Raw genomic sequence first — 20,406 nt, forward strand, 5'->3', positions numbered from 1 at the left:
GGTTATTTAAGCGGGGTTACGGAAACCAGCTGATACCCGGCCGCATGCGGGGTGAAGGAGAAAGCAAGCTTCTCCCCTACCGTCAACGCAGGCAAAGAGTTGTCCTTAGGCAGAGCGAACGTCATGGTCATCGCCGGCCAGCCAAGTTCGGCGACGGGATGATGAGAAATGGTTACCGTATCGGCGGTGACTTTTTTTACTACGCCTTCGGTGTGGTAGACGGTAGTGGAAGGTGAGGCGTCAGAAGACATCGACATGCCTGGCATATCAGACATCCCCTTCATTGAGGACATATCGTGGGTGGTTTCAGCGGAAAACGCAGGGAAAGAGGCAGCAACGAGCAGCGCGCAGGCCGCAGCAGAACGAAGGATATTAGACATAATTTATCTCCAGAAACACGGTCAAAAGGGAAAAGGGCTAAGCCCCAAAACAGTGACGGTGCTGGAGTTATTCTCTAAAACGGCAAAAACGAATCGTTGCCGGGGGACCTGTTGCAGGCGGGTTAACATAAGGGGTGGACTCGACGACCGTCGAACACTGAGGCTCAATCAGAGCCAGAGAGTCAACAACCGGTAATGCCACCAGCGAGCTGTGCCCGTTGTCTTTTTGCATTACGTCAGGGACGCAGTGCTTCTCGCACAGCGGACTGCCGATTTTGGCCTGCATCGCCTTATCGGACATCTGCATGGTGCCAGAATGCGGGGCCACCATAGGGCCTGCGGTCATATCAACCGGGCAATCGTAAGATGCCACCGCCACCTGACTGTTGACAAAAAACCAGCCAAACGCCAACAGCAGCATCAAAAGATGCTTTCTGATAAAGCGCCAGCGGCTTGTCGACCAGAGAGAGGTGTGCAGCATAAAAACCCCGACATAAAAGTGATGGGCAGTATAAGCATCCCCGCGCCACGTTAGAAAGTTATTTTTACTAGCTTTACGAAAAGCGCTTCAATTAACAATTCCGCAAAATACCCAACCTTATTTTGTAACGCATTGCAGATTTAATCCGCTAGATTTGCCCAAATTAAAGACAAAAGGCAGATTGATAATATGGATAATTGCCATATCCATAGCAAAACACTCGACTAAAACAGAACCGTTGCAACGAAAGTTGACGCTCATCAGTAACTCGTCGCGAGTTCTGAGGCAAATTCTTAGCCCTGGATAGCCAGCTCTAAAAAATCACTATTCTTAATTTCTGAACGAAGACCTCTTTTAGCCACAAACGTCAGGACGCCGAAGAGCGCCTTAACGCACCAGGGGATATTATGCTTACCATTCTGGAACTTATTATTGGGGTAGTGGTGATTGTGGGCGTTGCCCGCTACATCATCAAAGGTTACTCCGCCACCGGCGTGCTGTTTGTCGGCGGGTTATTACTGCTTATCGTCAGCGCCCTGATGGGGCATAAAGTGTTGCCATCCGACACGGAAAGCACCGGCTACACGGCTACCGACATTTTTGAATACGTCAAAATCCTGCTGATGAGCCGCGGTGGCGACCTCGGCATGATGATCATGATGCTGTGCGGTTTCGCCGCCTACATGACCCACATTGGCGCTAATGACGTCGTGGTCAAACTGGCGTCGAAGCCGCTGAAGTTCATCAACTCGCCCTATTTACTGATGATCGCCGCCTACTTCGTCGCCTGCCTGATGTCGCTCGCGGTGTCGTCCGCCACGGGCCTGGGCGTGCTGCTGATGGCAACGCTGTTCCCGGTGATGGTCAACGTAGGCATCAGCCGCGGCGCGGCGGCGGCCATCTGTGCCTCTCCGGCAGCGATTATTCTGGCCCCGACCTCAGGCGACGTCGTGCTGGCTGCGCAGGCCTCTGAAATGTCGTTGGTCGATTTTGCCTTTAAAACCACCATCCCAATCTCCATTGCGGCCATTGTCAGCATGGCGATTGCGCACTTTTTCTGGCAGCGCTATCTCGATAAAAAAGAGCACATCAGCCACGAAATGCTCGACGTGAGCGAAATCCAGACCACCGCCCCCTCTTTCTACGCCATTCTGCCGTTTACTCCGATCATCGGCGTGCTGATTTTCGACGGGAAATGGGGCCCACAGCTGCATATCATCACCATTCTGGTGATTTGCATTCTGATAGCCGCGCTGATTGAGTTTTTCCGCAGCTTCAATACGCAGCACGTCTTCTCGGGGATGGAGGTGTGCTACCGCGGCATGGCCGATGCCTTTGCTAACGTGGTGATGCTGCTGGTGGCCGCCGGGGTATTTGCTCAAGGCCTGAGCACCATCGGCTTTATTCAAAGCCTGATCTCGATTGCCACCTCGTTTGGCTCGGCAAGCATTATTTTGATGCTGGTACTGGTCATTCTGACCATGCTGGCGGCAATGACTACCGGCTCCGGCAATGCGCCGTTTTATGCCTTCGTCGAGATGATCCCGAAGCTGGCCCACTCCTCCGGAATTAATCCGGCCTACCTGACCATCCCGATGCTGCAGGCCTCCAACCTGGGGCGTACCATCTCCCCGGTATCCGGCGTCGTGGTTGCCGTCGCAGGGATGGCGAAAATCTCGCCTTTCGAGGTGGTCAAACGCACTTCTGTGCCGATCGCCGTGGGGCTTATCGTGGTGATTATCGCCACCGAGATCCTGGTGCCCTCCGCCGCCGTTATCGGCCAGTAGCCCGTCAGGCTTGATGCCGGGTAATGAGATTACCCGGCAATCTTATCGGGTAAGCGATAGATACGCTGGGGCCTTCCCACCTTGCCGTAGACAATCTCGGCGGCGATCGCCTGCCGGGCTGCGGCAAACTCTAAATATCGTCGGGCGGTTGTGCGGCTGAGTTTGAGCGCTACGGCGACGGTTTCCGCCGTATGGCGTACCTGCCTGTCGGTGAATAATTGCCTCACCTTGCTCAGGGTTAGCGCATCAATACCCGCAGGAAGCGACTCTTTTGGCTCCCCCCGGGCGTAAGCGTTAAACATCTCGTCAATCTGGCGCTGGCTGGCGATATCTTTCCCGGCCAGCATCGCCATACGCTGCCGATAACGCACCAGCGTCTGGCCGAGGCGTTCATAGGCGACAGGCTTCACCAGATAGTCAAAGACGCCGCACCGCACGGCATCGGCCACCGTTTCCATATCGCTGGCCGCCGTCACAAACACCACCCCTCCCGGATAGCGGGCTTCGGTAAGCTCATGTAATAGCGTGGTGCCCTGGCCGTCGGGTAAATAGTTATCCAGCAGGATGAGTTCAGGCTTAAAGCGTTCGATCATGATTCTTGCCTGCGCTAAGTTCCCGGCCAGCCACACCGGCCCGCTGCCGTAAAACGTCTGCATAAATTCGGCATGCATTTCGGCCAGCGATGTTTCGTCCTCTACTATCAGAACCGTAAGATTTTGTGCCATAACTCATTTTCACTTTCGAACGATAACCAAAATGCCGGGCAGCTTGTTTGCCGGTAGAAAAAAAACTGCGGAAAGTGGGTGAGTCGAATAACGCGATATTTATTAACAATGATTCTACTTAACATCGCCAATTCCTTTTTTTGCGCTGTTTTAAATTCAATATAAATGGAAAGATGTCATTAATTTGTTTCAAAATCGCCCTTCAACGCTTCCCTGAATCGTCACAGATTACACAAATTAAATCAATTAAACATATAAAAACCACGACCCTCCGCACGGCGAAGTTAATTAAAAAAATAAAAACCATTAAACCCATAAAAACCACTCAACCCTTTGTGAAACAAATCAAAATTCCCCCTTCAAATAGTTCGTACGATCGTACGCAATCCCCCTTAAGGATTAATGATTACTTTATCCCTGATTGAAAACAAAAAGTTAATTATTTGCTAAATGTGAAATAACCAGGTGCAGCTCGTAACAAAAAACATTACAGGACTTTTCAACTCATGCCAGGAAATATCGTCTTCGATCGGGTCAGGCGTTCAGAGAACAGGAAGATGGCGGACATCACGCGTTTCCTGCGTGCAAACGATTTAAGCATCGACACGACGGTAGAGGTCTTTATTACCATCAGCCGCGACCAGCAGCTGATTGCCTGCGGCGGCATCGCCGGCAATATCATTAAATGCGTGGCGATAGACCAATCCGCTCGTGGCGAAGGGCTGGCGCTGACGCTCGCCACCGAGCTCATCAACCTTGCCTATGAAAGGCAATACACCCAGCTCTTCATCTACACCAAAAGTGAAAACGAAGTGCTGTTCAGGCAGTGTGGTTTTTACCCGCTGGCACGCGTCCCCAACATCATGGTGCTGATGGAAAACAGTGCCACCCGGCTTCAACAATACGCGAGCTACCTGACAACGCTGCGACGCAGCGGCAAAAAAATTGGCTGCATTGTGATGAACGCCAATCCTTTCACGCTAGGCCACCGCCATCTGATACAAACGGCCGCCTCGCAATGTGACTGGCTACACGTCTTTATGGTGAAAGAAGATACGTCACGTTTCCCGTATGAGGATCGCCTCGCGCTGGTTCGTGCCGGATCGGGTGATATCGACAGGATCACCGTGCACCGCGGATCTGAATACATGATTTCACGCGCCACTTTCCCCTGCTATTTCATCAAAGAGCAGAGCGTTATCAACCACTGTTACACCGAGATCGATCTGCAGATTTTCCGCGAGCACCTCGCGCCCGCGCTGGGAATAACGCATCGCTTTGTGGGTACCGAGCCCTACTGCAAGGTCACCGCTGACTACAACCGGGATATGCGTACCCGACTTGCGGATACCTCTTCAAACGCCCCCGCCATTGAGCTGGTAGAAATTGAGCGTCTGGCTTATCAGGGGAAATATATTTCGGCTTCATGGGTCCGCCAGCTGTTGGTCAAACAGGATCTCGCCACCCTCGAACATCTGGTCCCGGAAGCCACCAGAGATTACTTACAGCGCATGATCGCCGCCCAAAAAAAAACGCCAGGCCATGCCCCCGGAATCCGCATTAACCACAGGTGAAAAATGAAAATTACCCGCTCAGCCGTTGTCGGCACTCTTGAGTCGGGTGATGTGATGATCCGCATCGCCCCGCTCGCTACACCGGAGATCGATCTGCAACTCAACAGCAGCGTTGAAAAGCAATTCGGCAAGATTATCCGCGCCACGCTGCTGGAAATACTTGAGCGCTATGAGGTTAGCGGCGTTCAGCTCATCGTCGACGATAAGGGCGCGCTGGACTGCATTTTGCGTGCCCGACTTGAAACGCTTCTGGTTCGCGCAAGCGACGCGAGCGCCCTTCCGTGGGAGGAGAATCAATGAGTTCCGCAGCCGCTTTACAGCGAAAAGATCGCACCCGGCGCAGCATGCTGTTCGTGCCCGGTGCCAATGCCGCCATGGTCAGCAATGCGTTTATTTACCGCGCCGATGCGCTGATGTTTGACCTTGAAGATTCAGTCATCCTTCGTGAGAAGGATGCCGCGCGTCGGCTGGTTTATCACGCGCTGCAGCACCCTTTCTATCGCGAAACTGAAACCATTGTGCGGGTCAATGGCCTGGACTCCGAGTACGGGCTGGCCGATCTCGAAGCCGTGGTACGCGGCGGAGCCGACATTGTTCGCCTGCCAAAAACGGATACGGCGCAGGACGTTACCGATATCGAAACCGAAATTGCCCGTATAGAAAAAGAGTGCGGCCGCGAGCCCGGCAGCACGGGGCTGCTGGCTGCTATTGAATCCGCGCAGGGGATCACCCAGGCCGTGGCTATTGCCCACGCTTCCCCGCGCCTCATCGGCATCGCTTTAGGGGCGGAAGATTATGTTCGCAATCTTAGAACGGAGCGCTCGCCGGAAGGCGTAGAGCTTCTTTTCGCCCGCTGTTCGATTCTTCAGGCCGCCCGCTCGGCTGGCATCCAGGCTTTCGATACCGTCTATTCCGACGCCAACAACGAAGCAGGGTTTCTGCAGGAAGCCGCCCACATAAAACAGCTGGGTTTCGACGGTAAATCGCTGATTAACCCGCGCCAGATTGAGTTGCTGCACAACCTCTATGCCCCAAGTCAAAAAGAAGTCGAGCATGCCCGCCGCGTCATTGAGGCAGCAGAATCCTCAGCGCAGGAAGGCCGTGGCGTAGTCTCGCTGAACGGCAAGATGGTGGATAGCCCGGTGATAGAGCGGGCACGTCTGGTGCTCGCCCGTGCCCGGCTTTCCGGCATTCGTGAAGAATAAGGAAGAATCATGACTCAGAATCAACGACAGCAGCGCATCCTAAGCTGGCAGCAGGCAGCCGGAGACAATGTTCCCGCGTATCAAAACGCCTCCAAGCTGAATCTGCAATCGCATAAGCCAAGAGATAAAAAGCTCTGCGCCACGCTCGAAGAGGCTATACGACGCTCAGGCCTGCGCGATGGCATGACAATCTCCTTCCACCACGCATTTCGTAACGGCGACCTGACGCTGAATCTGGTGATGGAAGCCATCGCCAGCATGGGGTTTAAAAACCTGACGCTGGCTTCCAGTTCGCTCAGTGATTGCCACGCGCCCCTCATCGAACACATCCGCAATAACGTGGTAAGCCGCATTTACACCTCCGGCCTGCGCGGCCCGCTGGCGGAGGAAATTTCACGTGGCTTATTACAGACGCCCGTACAAATCCACTCCCACGGCGGGCGGGTACACCTGGTCAACAGCGGTGAACTCACCATTGACGTCGCCTTTCTCGGCGTTCCCTCCTGCGATCCCTTCGGTAACGCTAACGGCTACACCGGCAAAGCCTGCTGCGGCTCTTTGGGCTATGCGAAGGTCGATGCCGACGCGGCGCGGCAGGTGGTCCTGCTGACGGAGGCGCTTCTTCCCTATCCCCATAGCCCCGCCAGCCTCCAGCAGGACCGCGTGGACTGGATAGTGCAGGTCGATAGCGTCGGCGATGCCGATAAAATTGGCGCGGATGCCACCCGAATGACATCCAACCCAAGGGAGTTGCTGATTGCCCGCAGCGCCGCAGAGGTAATAACCCATTCAGGCTATTTCAAAGAGGGCTTCTCTTTGCAAACCGGTACCGGTGGCGCTTCGCTGGCCGTCACCCGTTTTCTGGAAGACAAAATGCGCAGCCGGGGGATTACCGCAGATTTCGCGCTGGGCGGCATAACGGCCACGATGGTAGATCTGCACGAAAAGGGGCTGATTAAAAAGCTGCTTGATGTACAAAGCTTCGACCGCGCCGCCGCCGCTTCGCTGGCCCGCAATGCGGACCATATTGAGATCAGCGCTAATCAGTATGCCAACTGGGGGTCAAAAGGTGCCTCGGTGGACAGGCTTGATGTGGTGGTCCTGAGCGCGCTGGAAATCGATACCCGCTTTAACGTCAACGTCCTTACCGGTTCCGACGGCGTGCTGAGAGGTGCCTCTGGCGGCCACTGCGATACCGCCGTCGCCGCTGCGCTGTCGATTATCGTTGCGCCGCTGGTGCGCGGGCGCATCCCTACGCTGGTCGATGAGGTCACAACCTGCGTCACGCCGGGTTCAGGCATCGACATTCTGGTGACCGACCACGGCATCGCCGTCAACCCGGCGCGCCCGGAGCTGGCCGAACGTCTTAAAGAGGCGGGCGTGCCCCTGGTCTCTATCGAGTGGCTGCGCGAGCGGGCCACCATCCTCACCGGCCCGCCTCAGGCCATCGAATTCACGGACAAAGTGATTGCCGTGGTGCGCTATCGCGACGGCTCAGTGATCGACCTCGTTCACCAGATAAAGGAGTAAAGAATGCCTCTTTATGTCACTTCGGCCACCCAGCGGGCGGTTTCGCTCCCGGAGATTCTTGCCAGCCGGGACGTACGCCGGGCAAGACAGCAGGCGTGGCTTAGCCGCCGCCCTGCCACCCTGATCTCCTTTACCGTTGTTTCGCCCGGCCCGGTTAAAGACAGCGAGCTAACGCGCCGCATCTTTAATCACGGGATCCGGGCGCTGCGCCGGCTTGCTCAGGCAGGAGGTTGGGAAATCAGGCAGCAGGCCTGTTTCCCGCTGATAACCGGCCCGGAAGGGCTGCTGGCGATCGCTGCTCCGGCGAATCAGGTCAAACGGGCCGCCATCGATCTTGAGCAGTCGCATCCGCTTGGCAGGCTCTGGGATATTGATGTGCTTGATGCTGAAGGCCACATCCTGTCGCGCAAGGATTTTTCTCTGCCGCCGAGAGAGTGTCTGCTCTGCCAGCAGGAGGCATCCTGCTGCGCTCGCGCGCAAACGCATTCGCTTCAGGATCTTACCGCCAGGATGGAGTCACTGTTAAATGATGCCGACTACGCAAGCCGACGGTAGAAAAACGCCCCTCCCCCGGCAAATAGTGGCCTGGTACTGTGAAAAGGCATACCAGGCCATGCTCGCGGAGGTCAATCTTTCGCCGAAACCCGGCCTGGTCGATCGCGACAACTGCGGAGCCCACCGGGATATGACGATCGAAGACTTTTACCGCAGCGCCAGGGTGATTTACCGCTGGCTGGCAAGGTTTATGGAACAGGGCGCGTTGACCCTCCACCTCAGAGAGAGTGAGGTGCTCAGCGTACTTCGCCCGGTGGGTCTGGCCTGCGAAGAGGCCATGTTTAACGTCACGGCGGGAGTTAACACCCACAAAGGCACTCTTTTTTCCCTCGGCCTGGTGTTCGCCGCCATTGGCCGCCTGTACGCCCAACGCCAAAACATTTCGCCAGAAAGCATTTGCAGCACCGTCGCCGCTTTTTGCCGCGGGTTAACCGAGCGTGAATTGTTAAAACACAATGGGATGGAGACAGCGGGAAAGCGTCTCTACCGGCAGTTTGGCCTGACAGGCGCGCGGGGTCAGGCAGAAGCGGGCTACCCGCTGGTGATTGAGCTGGCTCTGCCGCACTTTAAAGCGCAACAGGCTGCGGGCTCAAACCCGGATCTTGCCCTGCTCGATACCCTGCTGCTGTTAATCGCCAGCAATGACGACACCAACGTCGCCTCGCGCGGCGGCATTGAAGGCCTGGAATGGATTAAGCGCACCGCAAAACGCCTGCTGCGCCAGGGAGGGATGCGGCAGGCCGCTAATCTTCCCCGCTTACAGAGGTTCGATCGGCAGTGCATTGCACGCAACCTCAGCCCGGGTGGCAGTGCCGATCTGCTGATCGTCACCTGGTTTTTAGCCGAAATTTCATCTTTCAACACCACACCAACATCACTATAAAACCGCCCCTGGAGAATCAGTTATGTCTGTTTCAAAAGATAAAATATGGAAATTATTGGCCCCGCTGCTGGTCATGGCCGTGATGCTGCTCATTCCGGTTCCTGACGGCATGCCTCCTCAAGCCTGGCACTTTTTCGCCGTCTTTGTCGCCATGATCGTCGGAATGATCCTCGAGCCTATCCCGGCAACCGCCATCAGTTTTATCGCCGTGACCATCTGCGTCATTGGCAGCAATTATCTCCTGTTCGACGCCTCGGAACTGGCGGACCCCGCCTTTAAAGCGGGCAAGCAGGCGTTAAAATGGGGGCTGGCCGGGTTCTCAAGCACCACCGTCTGGCTGGTATTCGGCGCCTTTATTTTTGCGCTGGGCTACGAAGTCACCGGCCTGGGCCGCCGGATAGCCCTGTTTATGGTCAAGTTTATGGGGAAACGCACGCTGACGTTAGGGTATGCGATTGTCATTATCGATATCCTTCTTGCGCCCTTCACGCCCTCGAATACCGCTCGTACGGGCGGGACCGTTTTCCCGGTCATTAAAAATCTGCCGCCGCTGTTCAAATCCTTCCCCAACGATCCCTCCTCACGCCGCATCGGCGGCTACCTGATGTGGATGATGGTCATCAGTACCAGCCTCAGTTCCTCCATGTTTGTCACCGGCGCAGCGCCTAACGTGCTGGGCCTGGAGTTTGTGAATAAGATCGCGGGCATACAGATAGGCTGGCTGCAGTGGTTCCTCAGCTTCCTGCCGGTCGGTGTCATTTTGCTGATCGTGGCCCCCTGGCTTTCTTACGTTCTCTATAAACCCGAAGTTACCCATAGCGAAGAGGTTTCCAGCTGGGCGGGTGAAGCGTTAAAAGAGATGGGGTCCCTAACGCGCAAGGAGTTTACGCTGATCGCCCTGGTGCTGCTTAGCCTCGGCCTTTGGGTGTTTGGCGGTAAAATAATTGATGCCACCGCCGTTGGCTTGCTGGCGGTATCCCTGATGCTGGCGCTGCACGTCGTGCCCTGGAAAGAGATAACCAAATATCACAGCGCCTGGAATACGCTGGTGAACCTGTCAACGCTGGTGGTCATGGCCAGCGGCCTGACCCGCTCGGGCTTTATCGACTGGTTCGCCAACACGATGAGCACGCATCTGGAAGGCTTTGCGCCAAATACCACCGTGATAGTCCTGGTGCTGGTGTTCTACTTTGCCCACTATCTTTTCGCCAGCCTGTCGGCGCATACGGCAACTATGCTCCCGGTGATCCTTGCCGTCGGCAAAGGCATCCCGGGCGTCCCCATGGAGCACCTGTGCATCCTGCTCGTACTCTCTATTGGTATCATGGGCTGCCTGACGCCTTATGCCACCGGGCCGGGCGTGATTATCTACGGCTGCGGCTACGTTAAGTCAAAAGATTACTGGCGGCTGGGCGCCATTTTTGGGGTTATCTATATCGCTATGCTGCTGCTGGTGGGCTGGCCGATTCTGGCGCTCTGGAGCTAACGCTGCGGGCTCGCTCACTCCCTGAATCTTGCTTGTCCCGATAAACGCAGAAGCCGGTCAGCTAAAGCCGATCGGCTTTTTTTATGGTTTAATCATCAACATCAACCCCTAATTCACGCACGGAATCCCGTATGAACTCACCGTGGAAAGAAGCGTTACTGCTCACCGCCGCCCTGCTCCCTGCTGTTGCCGCCCATGCCGGCTCTCTGCAGCCCAGCCAGTACGGGGATTTTGACCGCTACGTGCTGGCCCTTTCCTGGCAAACCGGCTTCTGCCAGAGCATGCACGATCGCAACCGCAACGAGCCTGCGGAGTGTCAATCTCAGCAGGAACAGGCCGATAAAAGCGCATTCCTTACCGTTCATGGCCTTTGGCCTGGCTTGCCAAAATCCATCTCGGCTCGCGGCGTGGATGAAAAACGCTGGATGCGCTACGGCTGCGCGACTCGCCCGATCCCGAATATGGCCGAAGCAAGAGCCTCAAATAAATGTGCGGCGCCGGACACCCGACTGTCCGCCGACATGGCCGCAAAGCTGGCGGGCGTGATGCCTGGTGCCGGCGGCCAGTCCTGCCTTGAGCGTTACGAATACGCGAAACACGGCGTTTGCTTTGGTTTTAACCCGGACGACTATTTCGGCACCATGGTGCGGCTTAACGGTGAAGTGAAGCAGAGCGAGTTCGGAAAATTTCTTGCCCGGAACTACGGCCAGGTAGTGACGCGTAAGGCATTCAATAAAGCCGTGAAGCAAAGCTGGGGCAGCGACGCTGTGGATGCCATCAAGCTTACCTGCGACGGAAATCCTGCCTACCTCACCGAAATGCAGATCTCGCTGCTGGCGGATAAGATCAACCAGCCGCTGCAGGGCGCCTCGTTTGCGCCGCAAAAACACCCGGGAAACTGCGGGAAAAGCTTCCGTCTGGATGCGGTTGGCTACTGAGCGCTTAAATACTGAAGTCAAAAATTAATCGCATCACTATTTGTTCAGGTTTTTTGGTTATAGCCTTCAGGTAACAGCACTGGAGGTCACCATGAACAGAACAAAACGCTATCTACTGCAGCTAAAATCTCAGTTTGAGCGCGAGGGTAAAAAGCAGAAGCTGCTGGGCTTCGTCTGGCTCTCACCTCAGCAGCGCTATGAGATCCTCAAAGAGCTTCTGCTGCCGATAGCAGAGCAAAATGTTCGTTAGTATCGGGCGGGCCTCTGCGAAATGGCGGCCCGCTCCTCCTTAACCCCAAAGGCCGTTCAGGCCGGGCGCTTGTCAGATTTCGCTCAACCAAACAATTATTCCGCTCACCTTTCGCTCTGATTATTTTGATTGTTTGAACTTCATCCCAAAATGTTAACAAACATGACAGAGTTCGTTTACAGCCTCCCCAATGTTACCGATATCATGTTACCGGTATCAGCTTCACCTGATGACACATAACCGGTGTATTCATCTAAAAATTCGGCTCTGGGGAAATAAAATGACCGAAATAACAACAAGTTTAGGCGCTGGAACCCTGCTGGGCATCGCAGCCTGTTCCGTCGTGCTGCTGCTCGTTTTGATCATGCGTTTTCGCGTACATGCTTTCCTGGCGCTGACACTGGTGAGCGTCATTGTTGCGCTCGTGACGGGAGTGCCCTTCGATAAAATTGTTCCAACAATTCTGGGCGGCTTCGGCAGCACGCTGGCGGGCGTTGCCTTACTGGTTGGGCTGGGGGGCGATGATCGGCCGACTGCTGGAGATCTCCGGCGGGGCGAAAGTACTGGCCGATACGCTGGTAGGCACCTTCGGCTCCCACCGTGCGCCTCTCGCGCTTGGCGTCGCGTCGCTGCTGTTTGGCTTCCCGATCTTCTTCGATGCGGGCCTGGTGGTGATGCTGCCGATTATTTTCAGCGTGGCTAAGCAATTTGGTGGCTCGACTCTAAAATATGCCCTCCCGGCCGCCGGGGCCTTTGCGGTAATGCACGCGCTTTTGCCTCCGCATCCAGGCCCGGTTGCCGCCAGTGAACTGCTGGGGGCGAATATCGGCCTGCTGGTCGTCGTGGGGCTGATTATCGCCATCCCGACCTGGTACATCGGCGCCTATCTCTTCGGGCTGTATGCCGGGAAGAAATTCGATATTCCGCTACCGAGCTCCTTCCTCGGCAAAATCGAGGTGGACGAGAATCATCAGCCGCCGTCGTTCGGTATGGTGATGACGATTTTACTGCTGCCGCTGGTGCTGATCTTCCTCGACACCGGCCTCAATACCGCCGCGGTACTCGGCTGGGTCAGCGCGGACAACACGCTGGTAAACTTCCTGCGCATGCTGGGCAAAACGCCGATTGCATTGCTGATCACCGTATTTTTTGCGCTGATAGTTTTCAGCGGCAAACACAGCCGCCAGCACCTGGAAAAAGTCTGCGAAGGCGCGCTCGGCCCTATCTGCGGCATCATCCTGGTGACGGGCGCGGGCGGCATGTTTGGTGGCGTACTGCGCGCGAGCGGTATTGGCGATGCGCTGGCTGGCGTGCTCTCGGACACAGGCATGCCGGTGATCGTTGCGGCATTCGTTATCTCGACCGCCCTTCGCGTGGCACAGGGCTCGGCAACGGTTGCGCTGACCACCACCGCGGCGCTGGTCTCACCGATGGTCGAAGCGACAACCGGCCTCAGCCAGTTCGATCTCTGTTTTATCGTTATTGCCATCGCTGGCGGCGCCACCGTGCTGTCTCATGTGAACGACTCAGGTTTCTGGCTGGTAGGCCGCTTCCTGGAGATGGATGAGAAAACGACGCTGAAAACCTGGACCGTGATGGAAACGCTGATCGGGACTATCGCCTTCCTGCTGGCGGCGCTGGGCAGCGTGATTTTGTAAGCAGAGTGGGTAAAATCAAAATTTGACCGATCTCGCTTTCAACTGAAGACTAAGCTCAGTATCATCGAGGTTACATGTACAACCCTCGCCGGTTTCGGTGAGGGTTTTTCTTTGTACGATTTCAGCACATGAGTGCCCTGTTTTTTACATGGAGAGAACTATGTCCAGACCTGCCATCATCATTAACGAACTAGATGCCGAACGCCTTGACCGCCTGCTGGAACAGCCGCAGTACGCCAAAGCCCCGCTGGCAGAGGCGCTAAACGCTGAACTGGATCGCGCTGAGATGTGCAGCCCGGAAAATATGCCGCCGGACGTTGTGTCCATGAACAGCCGCGTAGAATTCCGTGACCTGAGCACCCAGGAAGTCCACGTTCGCACGCTGGTTTACCCGGCGAACCTGACCGACAGCGACAATCAGCTTTCCGTGATGGCGCCGGTTGGCGCCGCGCTGCTGGGCCTGCGGGTGGGTGACACCATCAACTGGACGTTGCCAAACGGCGGCCAGACTCACCTCGAAGTTCTGGCGCTGCAATACCAGCCGGAAGCCGCCGGGGAGTTCCACCGTTAATTCTCTTTTTCTTCCGCTCTCGCTGCCGGAGCAAAAATTGAGGAGGTGGGCCAACGGCCCCCTCCTGTTTTCCCGCTCTCTCTGGCAGAGGGCCGGCTTAATTCCCCTTCGAGCGGTAAAACTTTGCTTCCTGAATCCCTTTCTTGCCTGCAAAGGTCCGGGCTGACCACATTTTTCCTTCGGGTATTTAAGTAAAACTCAGCAAAAACAGAAAGGTAAAAAGGCTGCGCTTAAGCAAGGTTAATAAAATAGAATTAATTATCAGGGGAGAAATAGCATCACCAATAATGAGAAAAACTTACTCTTTCGATTACGCCGATTCGCGCGGCACCAATTCGCCGGAAATAATAATTCTCTGCGCGGGGAGTTCCGGCTGTTTGATTTTGCTGACAATCAGGGAAGCGGCCTGCCACCCGGTCTCTTCGCTGGAGGCCGAAACATAGGTAAAGCTCGGCGAGGTGAGATTAATGTACATCATGTCCTCGAAGCCAATCAGCGAGACCTGCTGCGTTAAGAAGACGTCCTTCCCTACCGTGCGGCCGACCTGCTGAATGCCGGTGATAGCGCCGATAATCGCCGCCGGTGAATGACACAGCATGGCGGTAATTTGGTTGCTTTTTTCCAGCATCATGCGCGTGGCAAAGGCCGATGCCGAGGTATCGTCCGCACACTCCGGCGCCCACTCTTCCCTGAACGGCAAACCATATTGTTGTAAAGCATTACGGTAGCCCGATAGCCGCTCGGAGCGGATCAGGCAGCTTCTCGTGCCGCCGAGCCAGGCGATATTTCGATGCCCGCGCTCAATGAGAAAACGCGTGGCCTGATTACCTGCCTGGCGATTATCCCGCCCAATGACGTCGCGCGCGCTGGTAATGGTTGATTCAGAGATAATGACCGTGGGGAGCGGGCATTCGGAGATAGCCTGAGGCACCTCAGCGGAATGGCTGTCGGCAGCCAGATAAATCACTCCGGCAACCCCCTGCTGATGAAACGACGTCAGGCAATTGCGAAGCTGCTGTTCGTCATCACGCGGCTGGCCGAGAAATACCATATAGCCTTGCTTTTCAAGCTGCTGAACCACACTTGCGGTGACGTTGACCGAGAAAGAGTTGTTAAAATCGCGGATGATCAGGCCAATCAGGTTGGAGGTGCTGGAGCGAAGGTTAGCGGCAGCAACGTTGTGCACATAGCCCAACGTTTTAATGGCGGCGTTGACCTTATCAATCGTCGCCTCGGAGATCTTGCCTTTCTGACGCAGTACCAGCGAAACGGTCGAAACCGATACGCCCGCCAGCTCCGCGACATCAATGATATTGACCTTTTTCATTCCACTCCTGCAACCGCGCATCCATAAATTTCAGCCTCCAGAAACATACAGGAGGCTGAAAGGTATTACATTATTTACCGATCATCGTCGACATCGTCTGCGCAATAAATTGCGCTCTGGCACCAAATATCACCTGGATCCCTGAGTCACCGACGAACACCACGCCGCGCGCGCCCAGGCTGTTGAGGCCGTCTTTGTCGACCATCGAACTGTCGTCCACTTCCAGACGCAGACGGGTGATGCAGGAGCCGACGGAGCTGATATTTGGCGCCCCACCCAGCAGGCCGATGATATCGCCAGCCAGCTCGGTATCAGTCTTATCCCCGGCATTAGCGGTCACTTCGGTGCGGCCCGGCGTTTTCACGTCAAAGCGGCGGATCACGAAGCGGAAGGTGAAGTAGTAGATCAGCGCCATCGGCACGCCCACCACCACCGCCATCAGGAAGTTAGTCTGGTAGCCGTTAAAGGACGGCAGAATGCCGAAGGAGATGTAATCGATCATCCCGGCGGAGAACGACTTGGCGATATGGGCATGCAGCAGGTACATGCACATGTAGGACAGGCCGGCCATCACCGCGTTGAACACATACAGGATCGGCGCGACAAAGATAAAGGTGAACTCGACCGGCTCGGTGATACCCGTAAGGAAGCAGGTCAGCGCCGCGGAGAACAGAATACCGGAGGCAATTTTCTTATTCTTGGTGTTGGCTTCGTGGTACATCGCCAGGCAGGCGGCAGGCAGCGCGAACAGCATCAGCGGGAACTCGCCCTGCATAAACTTACCGGCATTCTGGTAGCTTTCGCTGCTGAAGGACTTCACGCCCTCTTCCAGCATTTTGAACCAAATCGTCTGGTCGCCGTGGATCACCTGCCCGGAATGGGTAGTGTATTCCCCGAAGGAGTACCAGAAAGACGGGTACCAGATATGGTGCAGGCCCAGCGGGATAAGCGCACGTTCAACCAGGCCAAAGATAAAGGTCGACGCGGCCTGATTATCCCCGTTCACCACCACCGACAGCGCATCGATGCCGGACTGAATATAGGACCAGACCCACGGCAGCACCATCCCCAGAAGGAAGGAGAGGAATGCCGTGGCGATAGCGACAAACCGTTTGCCGGAGAAGAAGCCCAGGAACTCCGGCAGCTGCATAGTGTGGAACTTGTTGTAGCACCACGCCGCCAGAATACCGGAGATAAGCCCGCCAAAAACGCCCATTTGCAGCGTCGGAATACCGACAACCATGGCATATTTACCGCCCGCAGAGGCCATTTCCGGCGTGATGTGCATCACGGTGCCGATGGTGATATTGATGATAAACACCGACACCGACGCAGAGAGCGCGGCAATCCCGGACTCCGAGGCCAGGCCCACGGCGGAACCGATGGCGAACAGCATGGGCAGGTTATCAAAGATGACCCCGCCCGCGTTCATCATCAACGGTAAGTGAAACTTATCGCCGAACGCCAGCAGTAAACCTGCGGCGGGCAGCAGAGAGATAGGCAGCATTAAAGCGCGGCCAATCATGGAAAGCTTTGATAACGATTTTACAACACTGGACAACAGGCTCATGGACGTTTCCCCCGGTGCAGACGCAGTAACCGCGTTTTGTCTGTTCACGCGTTTTTATGTTAAGTAGAACGTTCTAGTAGAACGTTCTACTCAGAGTGCCGAAACGTATTTTGCCCCGCAACTGAATTATGCGCTGTTGCCATATTGTTATCGAATATTTGAAGTGACGCAGGTTTTAAGCCTGGTGTTGATGTGGTTTTAGATCTACAGAATGAAGGCTTATTTAACTCTCCTTCCCTCTGCAGCAAGGAGAGTTCATCCCACCCTCTCCGCGAAGGAGAGGGCCAGGCAGGCTTAAGGCTGAACGGTGATGCTCAGGCTTTCGAAGGTTACGGTCTGACCCGCGACAATTTTGCAGCGCTTGCGGGTTTCGACTTCACCGTCCACCTTCACGAGGCCTTCGGCAATCACCGCTTTTGCCTGTGCGCCACTTTCGCACCAGCCTTCCAGCTTGAGCAGGTCGCACAGTTCAACGTGGGGATGTTTACCTAATGAGAAGGTCGCCATTATTACTCTCCATCGACATCATGATATTCCTCGCAGGCCTGCAAGGTATTCTGGATTAGGGTGGCAACCGTCATAGGGCCAACGCCACCCGGAACCGGCGTAATATACGAGGCTTTGGCGGCCGCTTCATCATAAATCACGTCGCCAACCACTTTCCCGCTTTCCAGGCGGTTAATGCCGACGTCCACCACGATTGCGCCTTCTTTAATCCACTCGCCCGGAATAAAGCCCGGTTTGCCCACCGCCACAATCACCAGGTCCGCGTTCTCAACGTGCTGACGCAGGTTTTTGGTGAAGCGGTGCGTCACGGTGGTGGTGCAGCCGGCCAGCAGCAGCTCCATGCTCATCGGGCGACCCACGATGTTGGATGCGCCAATGATCACCGCATTCAGGCCGTAGGTGTCGATGTTGTAACGCTCAAGCAGCGTAACGATACCGCGCGGCGTGCACGGGCGCAGGCGCGGCGCACGCTGGCACAGGCGACCAATGTTATACGGGTGGAAGCCGTCTACGTCTTTGTCCGGATCGATACGCTCAAGCACTTTAACGTTATCAATCCCGGCGGGTAACGGCAGCTGGACTAGAATGCCGTCAATCTCCTTATCAGCATTAAGAGCGTCAATCAGCCCCAGCAGCTCCACCTCGCTGGTGGTTTCTGGCATATCGTAAGAGCGGGAAACGAAACCGACCTCTTCACAGGCTTTGCGTTTGTTCGCGACATAAATCTGGGATGCAGGGTTCGCTCCCACCAGTACAACGGCCAGACCAGGGGCACGTTTTCCTGCGGCAATTCGGGCTTTTACTTTTTCAGCAACTTCAAGCCGTACCTGCTGCGCAATCGTTTTACCATCAATAATCTTTGCTGCCATCAGAGAGAGAATTCCGTCTGTAAACTTAAAGGAAGGGGATTGGCTCTATTTTGTCAGATGCGCGCCCCGCTGTCAGGCTCTGATGTGGCTTTATGCTCAATTGTCGCGCAGGTGGTTGAAAAGCCATTGACTCAAGAGGTGCTGACCGTATAATCCAACCCGCACTAAGCTGCATTCCCCAGTGCGCCCTTAGCTCAGCTGGATAGAGCAACGGCCTTCTAAGCCGTAGGTCACAGGTTCGAACCCTGTAGGGCGTACCATTTTCAAGTCAACACACCTCTAGTGAATTTTCCTTCGTTTTCCCTGAAATGGCTGGATTTTGCTGTCCTGGGTTATCTCTCCGTCAACTCAGCGATATCCCCCAAATCAAGTGGCATAAAGAGGCCCTTTGACCTGCTCCCCATTTAACTAAGATAAAACCAATACCCAACGCCACACACAAAGGCAAGATTCAGCACCACGCTGATAAAAAACCAGCGCCTGAAAGGCCGCTTTTGCGTTTTATGTCGAAAAAGCTGCTGGCCCAACATCGCACCGGGCCAGCCGCCGACAAGACCAAAGACAAGCAATGTTATCTCCGGCACACGTCGCCAGGCTTTAACCGCAGCCAGCTTATCTCCACCGTAAACGGCAAGCGTGAGCACATTCACCAGCAGCAGCCAGATAACAAAAGGAGTGGGCATCCATGCGCTGGCGATAGCCGCAAGCACCAGAAGTAAATAACAGAAATGGTTGAGATTCATTGGACTGGCCAGAAGATAGCAGCCCATAAGGGCTGCCCAATAAGATTACTTACATTCGTCGGACAGGGTCACCAGCGCCGCACGATAAACCGCCGCATCTTCAGAGGCGAAGACGGCCATCCCTTTAACCGTTTTACCTGCCTTCAGGTGGCCTTTCGTCAGGTCTTCATCCACGGTATCCAGCTTAAACTCTTTATGATCCGGGGCAGTGGCTTTCAGGCAGACTTTCGACAAGTCAACGTCCTTATCGGAGAGGTTTGCCACCATCACTTCAAAGGTTTTGGTATAGGCGCTTTTCCCGCCGACGGACATTGAGCCATCTGATTTTTGCGTGGCATAGACGGCAATCGTTTCAGGAACGGCTGCGGCGGCGGAAAAAGAGAAACTGGCCAGCGCCAGGGTGGAAATAGCAGCGAATGCTTTCATATCAAGTCCTTTCTTTAGGGTTACTCTCTCAGTCACTGCAGACATCAAGTCCACAGCCCTGGGGCAATAGTAGTTCCTCTCAACTAAACTGCCAGTAAATAAGTCGGCCTTTCCCTTTTTCGGCCATGTTCCAAAAGTAGAACACTGATGCCTGTTATCGCCTCTACAGCAATTACGTCTTCTCAATTACGCTTATTTTTGCGCCTTCATTGTTCTATTTATGAATGGCGAGTTCCGGTGCAATGCACCTTGTTCTCAATGAAAGGAGTTAATCATGAGTAAGCCATACATCAGGCTGGATAAGAACGACGTAGCCGTCCTGCTGGTCGATCATCAAACCGGATTGCTGTCCTTAGTCCGTGATATCGAGCCGGACAAGTTCAAAAATAACGTGCTGGCTCTGGCGAGCCTGGCTAAGTATTTTAAGCTGCCAACCGTGCTTACCACCAGCTTCGAAGAGGGTCCAAACGGGCCGCTGGTGCCGGAGCTGAAAGAGATTTTCCCCGATGCGCCTTACATTGCTCGCCCGGGCAATATCAACGCCTGGGACAATGAAGACTTTGTTAAGGCCATCAAGGCCACCGGTAAAAAACAGCTGCTGATCGCCGGTGTGGTCACGGAAGTTTGTGTCGCGTTTCCGGCGCTGTCTGCCATTGAAGAAGGTTTTGACGTATTTGTCATCACCGATGCTTCCGGGACGTTTAATGAGATCACCCGCCATGCGGCGTGGGATCGCATGTCACAGGCTGGAGTGCAGCTTATGAGCTGGTTCGGCGTAGCCTGCGAACTTCACCGCGACTGGCGCAATGATATTGAAGGCCTGGGTGCGCTGTTTGCGAACCATATCCCGGACTACCGCAATTTGATGACCAGCTTTAACAAGCTAACTGCTAAATAATCTTTCATTCACAAGCTTTCTCCGGCACGCATTCAGCGGCTGG

Annotated in this window: 21 protein-coding genes, 1 tRNA gene and 1 pseudogene; 14 read left to right on the forward strand and 9 right to left on the reverse strand. The window is 55.1% G+C overall.

Features of this window, described 5'->3' with window-relative positions; all coding sequences use genetic code 11:
* Positions 1 to 2: 2 nt before the first annotated feature.
* Together EL098_RS16305 and EL098_RS16310 are read right to left on the reverse strand one after the other, a co-directional pair.
* Positions 3 to 380, reverse strand: a complete 378-nt coding sequence (locus tag EL098_RS16305; RefSeq protein WP_126357180.1) for a copper-binding protein — start codon at positions 378 to 380, stop codon at positions 3 to 5.
* Positions 381 to 447: 67 nt separating this feature from the next.
* Positions 448 to 861, reverse strand: coding sequence for a DUF2946 domain-containing protein (locus EL098_RS16310; protein WP_331852845.1), 414 nt, complete (start codon positions 859 to 861; stop codon positions 448 to 450).
* A 407-nt stretch (positions 862 to 1,268) separates the two neighbouring features.
* On the opposite strand from EL098_RS16310, the gene dcuC reads away from it, so the two are divergent.
* Positions 1,269 to 2,648 carry an anaerobic C4-dicarboxylate transporter DcuC gene (gene dcuC, locus EL098_RS16315; protein ID WP_126357181.1) on the forward strand — a complete coding sequence of 460 codons (1,380 nt, stop codon included), beginning with the start codon at positions 1,269 to 1,271 and terminating at the stop codon, positions 2,646 to 2,648.
* Positions 2,649 to 2,677: 29 nt separating this feature from the next.
* Here the strand turns inward: dcuC and dpiA are convergent, their stop codons facing one another.
* Positions 2,678 to 3,373, reverse strand: a complete 696-nt coding sequence (dpiA, locus tag EL098_RS16320; RefSeq protein ID WP_126357182.1) for a two-component response regulator DpiA — start codon at positions 3,371 to 3,373, stop codon at positions 2,678 to 2,680.
* Between the two features lie 506 nt (positions 3,374 to 3,879).
* On the opposite strand from dpiA, the gene citC reads away from it, so the two are divergent.
* The 11 genes and pseudogenes from citC to rnk all read left to right on the forward strand — a co-directional run bounded on the left by citC (position 3,880) and on the right by rnk (position 14,023).
* On the forward strand, positions 3,880 to 4,947 hold the full coding sequence (gene citC, locus EL098_RS16325; protein ID WP_126357183.1) for a [citrate (pro-3S)-lyase] ligase: 1,068 nt from the start codon (positions 3,880 to 3,882) through the stop codon (positions 4,945 to 4,947).
* 3 nt (positions 4,948 to 4,950) lie between these two features.
* Positions 4,951 to 5,247: a citrate lyase acyl carrier protein gene (gene citD, locus EL098_RS16330; RefSeq protein WP_126357184.1), complete on the forward strand. Its 297-nt coding sequence runs from the start codon at positions 4,951 to 4,953 to the stop codon at positions 5,245 to 5,247.
* Complete coding sequence (gene citE, locus EL098_RS16335) at positions 5,244 to 6,152, forward strand: citrate (pro-3S)-lyase subunit beta (protein ID WP_126357185.1); 909 nt, start codon at positions 5,244 to 5,246, stop codon at positions 6,150 to 6,152. Before citD ends, citE begins: the two co-directional genes overlap by 4 nt.
* 9 nt (positions 6,153 to 6,161) lie before the next feature.
* Complete coding sequence (gene citF, locus EL098_RS16340) at positions 6,162 to 7,682, forward strand: citrate lyase subunit alpha (protein ID WP_126357186.1); 1,521 nt, start codon at positions 6,162 to 6,164, stop codon at positions 7,680 to 7,682.
* A gap of 3 nt (positions 7,683 to 7,685) precedes the next feature.
* Positions 7,686 to 8,237: a citrate lyase holo-[acyl-carrier protein] synthase gene (gene citX, locus EL098_RS16345; RefSeq protein ID WP_126357187.1), complete on the forward strand. Its 552-nt coding sequence runs from the start codon at positions 7,686 to 7,688 to the stop codon at positions 8,235 to 8,237.
* Positions 8,209 to 9,120 (forward strand): triphosphoribosyl-dephospho-CoA synthase CitG, encoded by a 912-nt coding sequence (gene citG, locus EL098_RS16350; RefSeq protein ID WP_126357188.1) that lies wholly within the window; start codon positions 8,209 to 8,211, stop codon positions 9,118 to 9,120. The genes citX and citG overlap by 29 nt, the downstream gene beginning before the upstream one ends.
* 22 nt (positions 9,121 to 9,142) lie before the next feature.
* Positions 9,143 to 10,606 carry an anion permease gene (locus tag EL098_RS16355; protein WP_126357189.1) on the forward strand — a complete coding sequence of 488 codons (1,464 nt, stop codon included), beginning with the start codon at positions 9,143 to 9,145 and terminating at the stop codon, positions 10,604 to 10,606.
* Between the two features lie 131 nt (positions 10,607 to 10,737).
* A complete protein-coding gene (gene rna / locus EL098_RS16360) occupies positions 10,738 to 11,544 on the forward strand; it encodes a ribonuclease I (RefSeq protein WP_126357190.1) in 807 nt (268 codons plus the stop codon).
* A gap of 91 nt (positions 11,545 to 11,635) precedes the next feature.
* Entirely contained in the window at positions 11,636 to 11,794 is a 159-nt protein-coding gene (locus tag EL098_RS23230) for a hypothetical protein (RefSeq protein ID WP_164716885.1), read from the forward strand.
* 280 nt (positions 11,795 to 12,074) lie between these two features.
* Positions 12,075 to 13,452: pseudogene (locus tag EL098_RS16365) on the forward strand (GntP family permease).
* Between the two features lie 160 nt (positions 13,453 to 13,612).
* Complete coding sequence (gene rnk, locus EL098_RS16370) at positions 13,613 to 14,023, forward strand: nucleoside diphosphate kinase regulator (RefSeq protein WP_126357191.1); 411 nt, start codon at positions 13,613 to 13,615, stop codon at positions 14,021 to 14,023.
* A gap of 310 nt (positions 14,024 to 14,333) precedes the next feature.
* Here the strand turns inward: rnk and malI are convergent, their stop codons facing one another.
* The 4 genes from malI to folD form a co-directional block, all read right to left on the reverse strand.
* Positions 14,334 to 15,350: a Mal regulon transcriptional regulator MalI gene (gene malI / locus EL098_RS16375; RefSeq protein ID WP_126357192.1), complete on the reverse strand. Its 1,017-nt coding sequence runs from the start codon at positions 15,348 to 15,350 to the stop codon at positions 14,334 to 14,336.
* 70 nt (positions 15,351 to 15,420) lie between these two features.
* Positions 15,421 to 16,920: a PTS transporter subunit EIIC gene (locus EL098_RS16380; protein WP_126357193.1), complete on the reverse strand. Its 1,500-nt coding sequence runs from the start codon at positions 16,918 to 16,920 to the stop codon at positions 15,421 to 15,423.
* Positions 16,921 to 17,214: 294 nt separating this feature from the next.
* Positions 17,215 to 17,427, reverse strand: coding sequence for a ribosome-associated protein YbcJ (gene ybcJ / locus EL098_RS16385; protein WP_038474910.1), 213 nt, complete (start codon positions 17,425 to 17,427; stop codon positions 17,215 to 17,217).
* A 2-nt stretch (positions 17,428 to 17,429) separates the two neighbouring features.
* Positions 17,430 to 18,296: a bifunctional methylenetetrahydrofolate dehydrogenase/methenyltetrahydrofolate cyclohydrolase FolD gene (folD, locus tag EL098_RS16390; protein ID WP_126357194.1), complete on the reverse strand. Its 867-nt coding sequence runs from the start codon at positions 18,294 to 18,296 to the stop codon at positions 17,430 to 17,432.
* 183 nt (positions 18,297 to 18,479) lie between these two features.
* Between folD and EL098_RS16395 the strand changes: the two genes are divergently transcribed.
* Positions 18,480 to 18,556, forward strand: a tRNA-Arg gene (locus EL098_RS16395).
* Between the two features lie 144 nt (positions 18,557 to 18,700).
* Here the strand turns inward: EL098_RS16395 and EL098_RS16400 are convergent.
* On the reverse strand, positions 18,701 to 19,039 hold the full coding sequence (locus EL098_RS16400; RefSeq protein ID WP_126357195.1) for a DUF1294 domain-containing protein: 339 nt from the start codon (positions 19,037 to 19,039) through the stop codon (positions 18,701 to 18,703).
* Between the two features lie 45 nt (positions 19,040 to 19,084).
* Positions 19,085 to 19,465, reverse strand: a complete 381-nt coding sequence (locus EL098_RS16405; RefSeq protein ID WP_126357196.1) for a DUF4354 family protein — start codon at positions 19,463 to 19,465, stop codon at positions 19,085 to 19,087.
* A gap of 274 nt (positions 19,466 to 19,739) precedes the next feature.
* On the opposite strand from EL098_RS16405, the gene ycaC reads away from it, so the two are divergent.
* The gene (gene ycaC, locus EL098_RS16410; protein ID WP_126357197.1) at positions 19,740 to 20,363 is read left to right on the forward strand and encodes an isochorismate family cysteine hydrolase YcaC; all 624 of its coding nucleotides are present in this window, start codon (positions 19,740 to 19,742) and stop codon (positions 20,361 to 20,363) included.
* Positions 20,364 to 20,406: the final 43 nt, after the last annotated feature.

Origin of the sequence: Cedecea lapagei (assembly GCF_900635955.1) — a bacterium.
In the GTDB taxonomy this organism is placed as follows: Bacteria; Pseudomonadota; Gammaproteobacteria; order Enterobacterales; family Enterobacteriaceae; genus Cedecea; species Cedecea lapagei.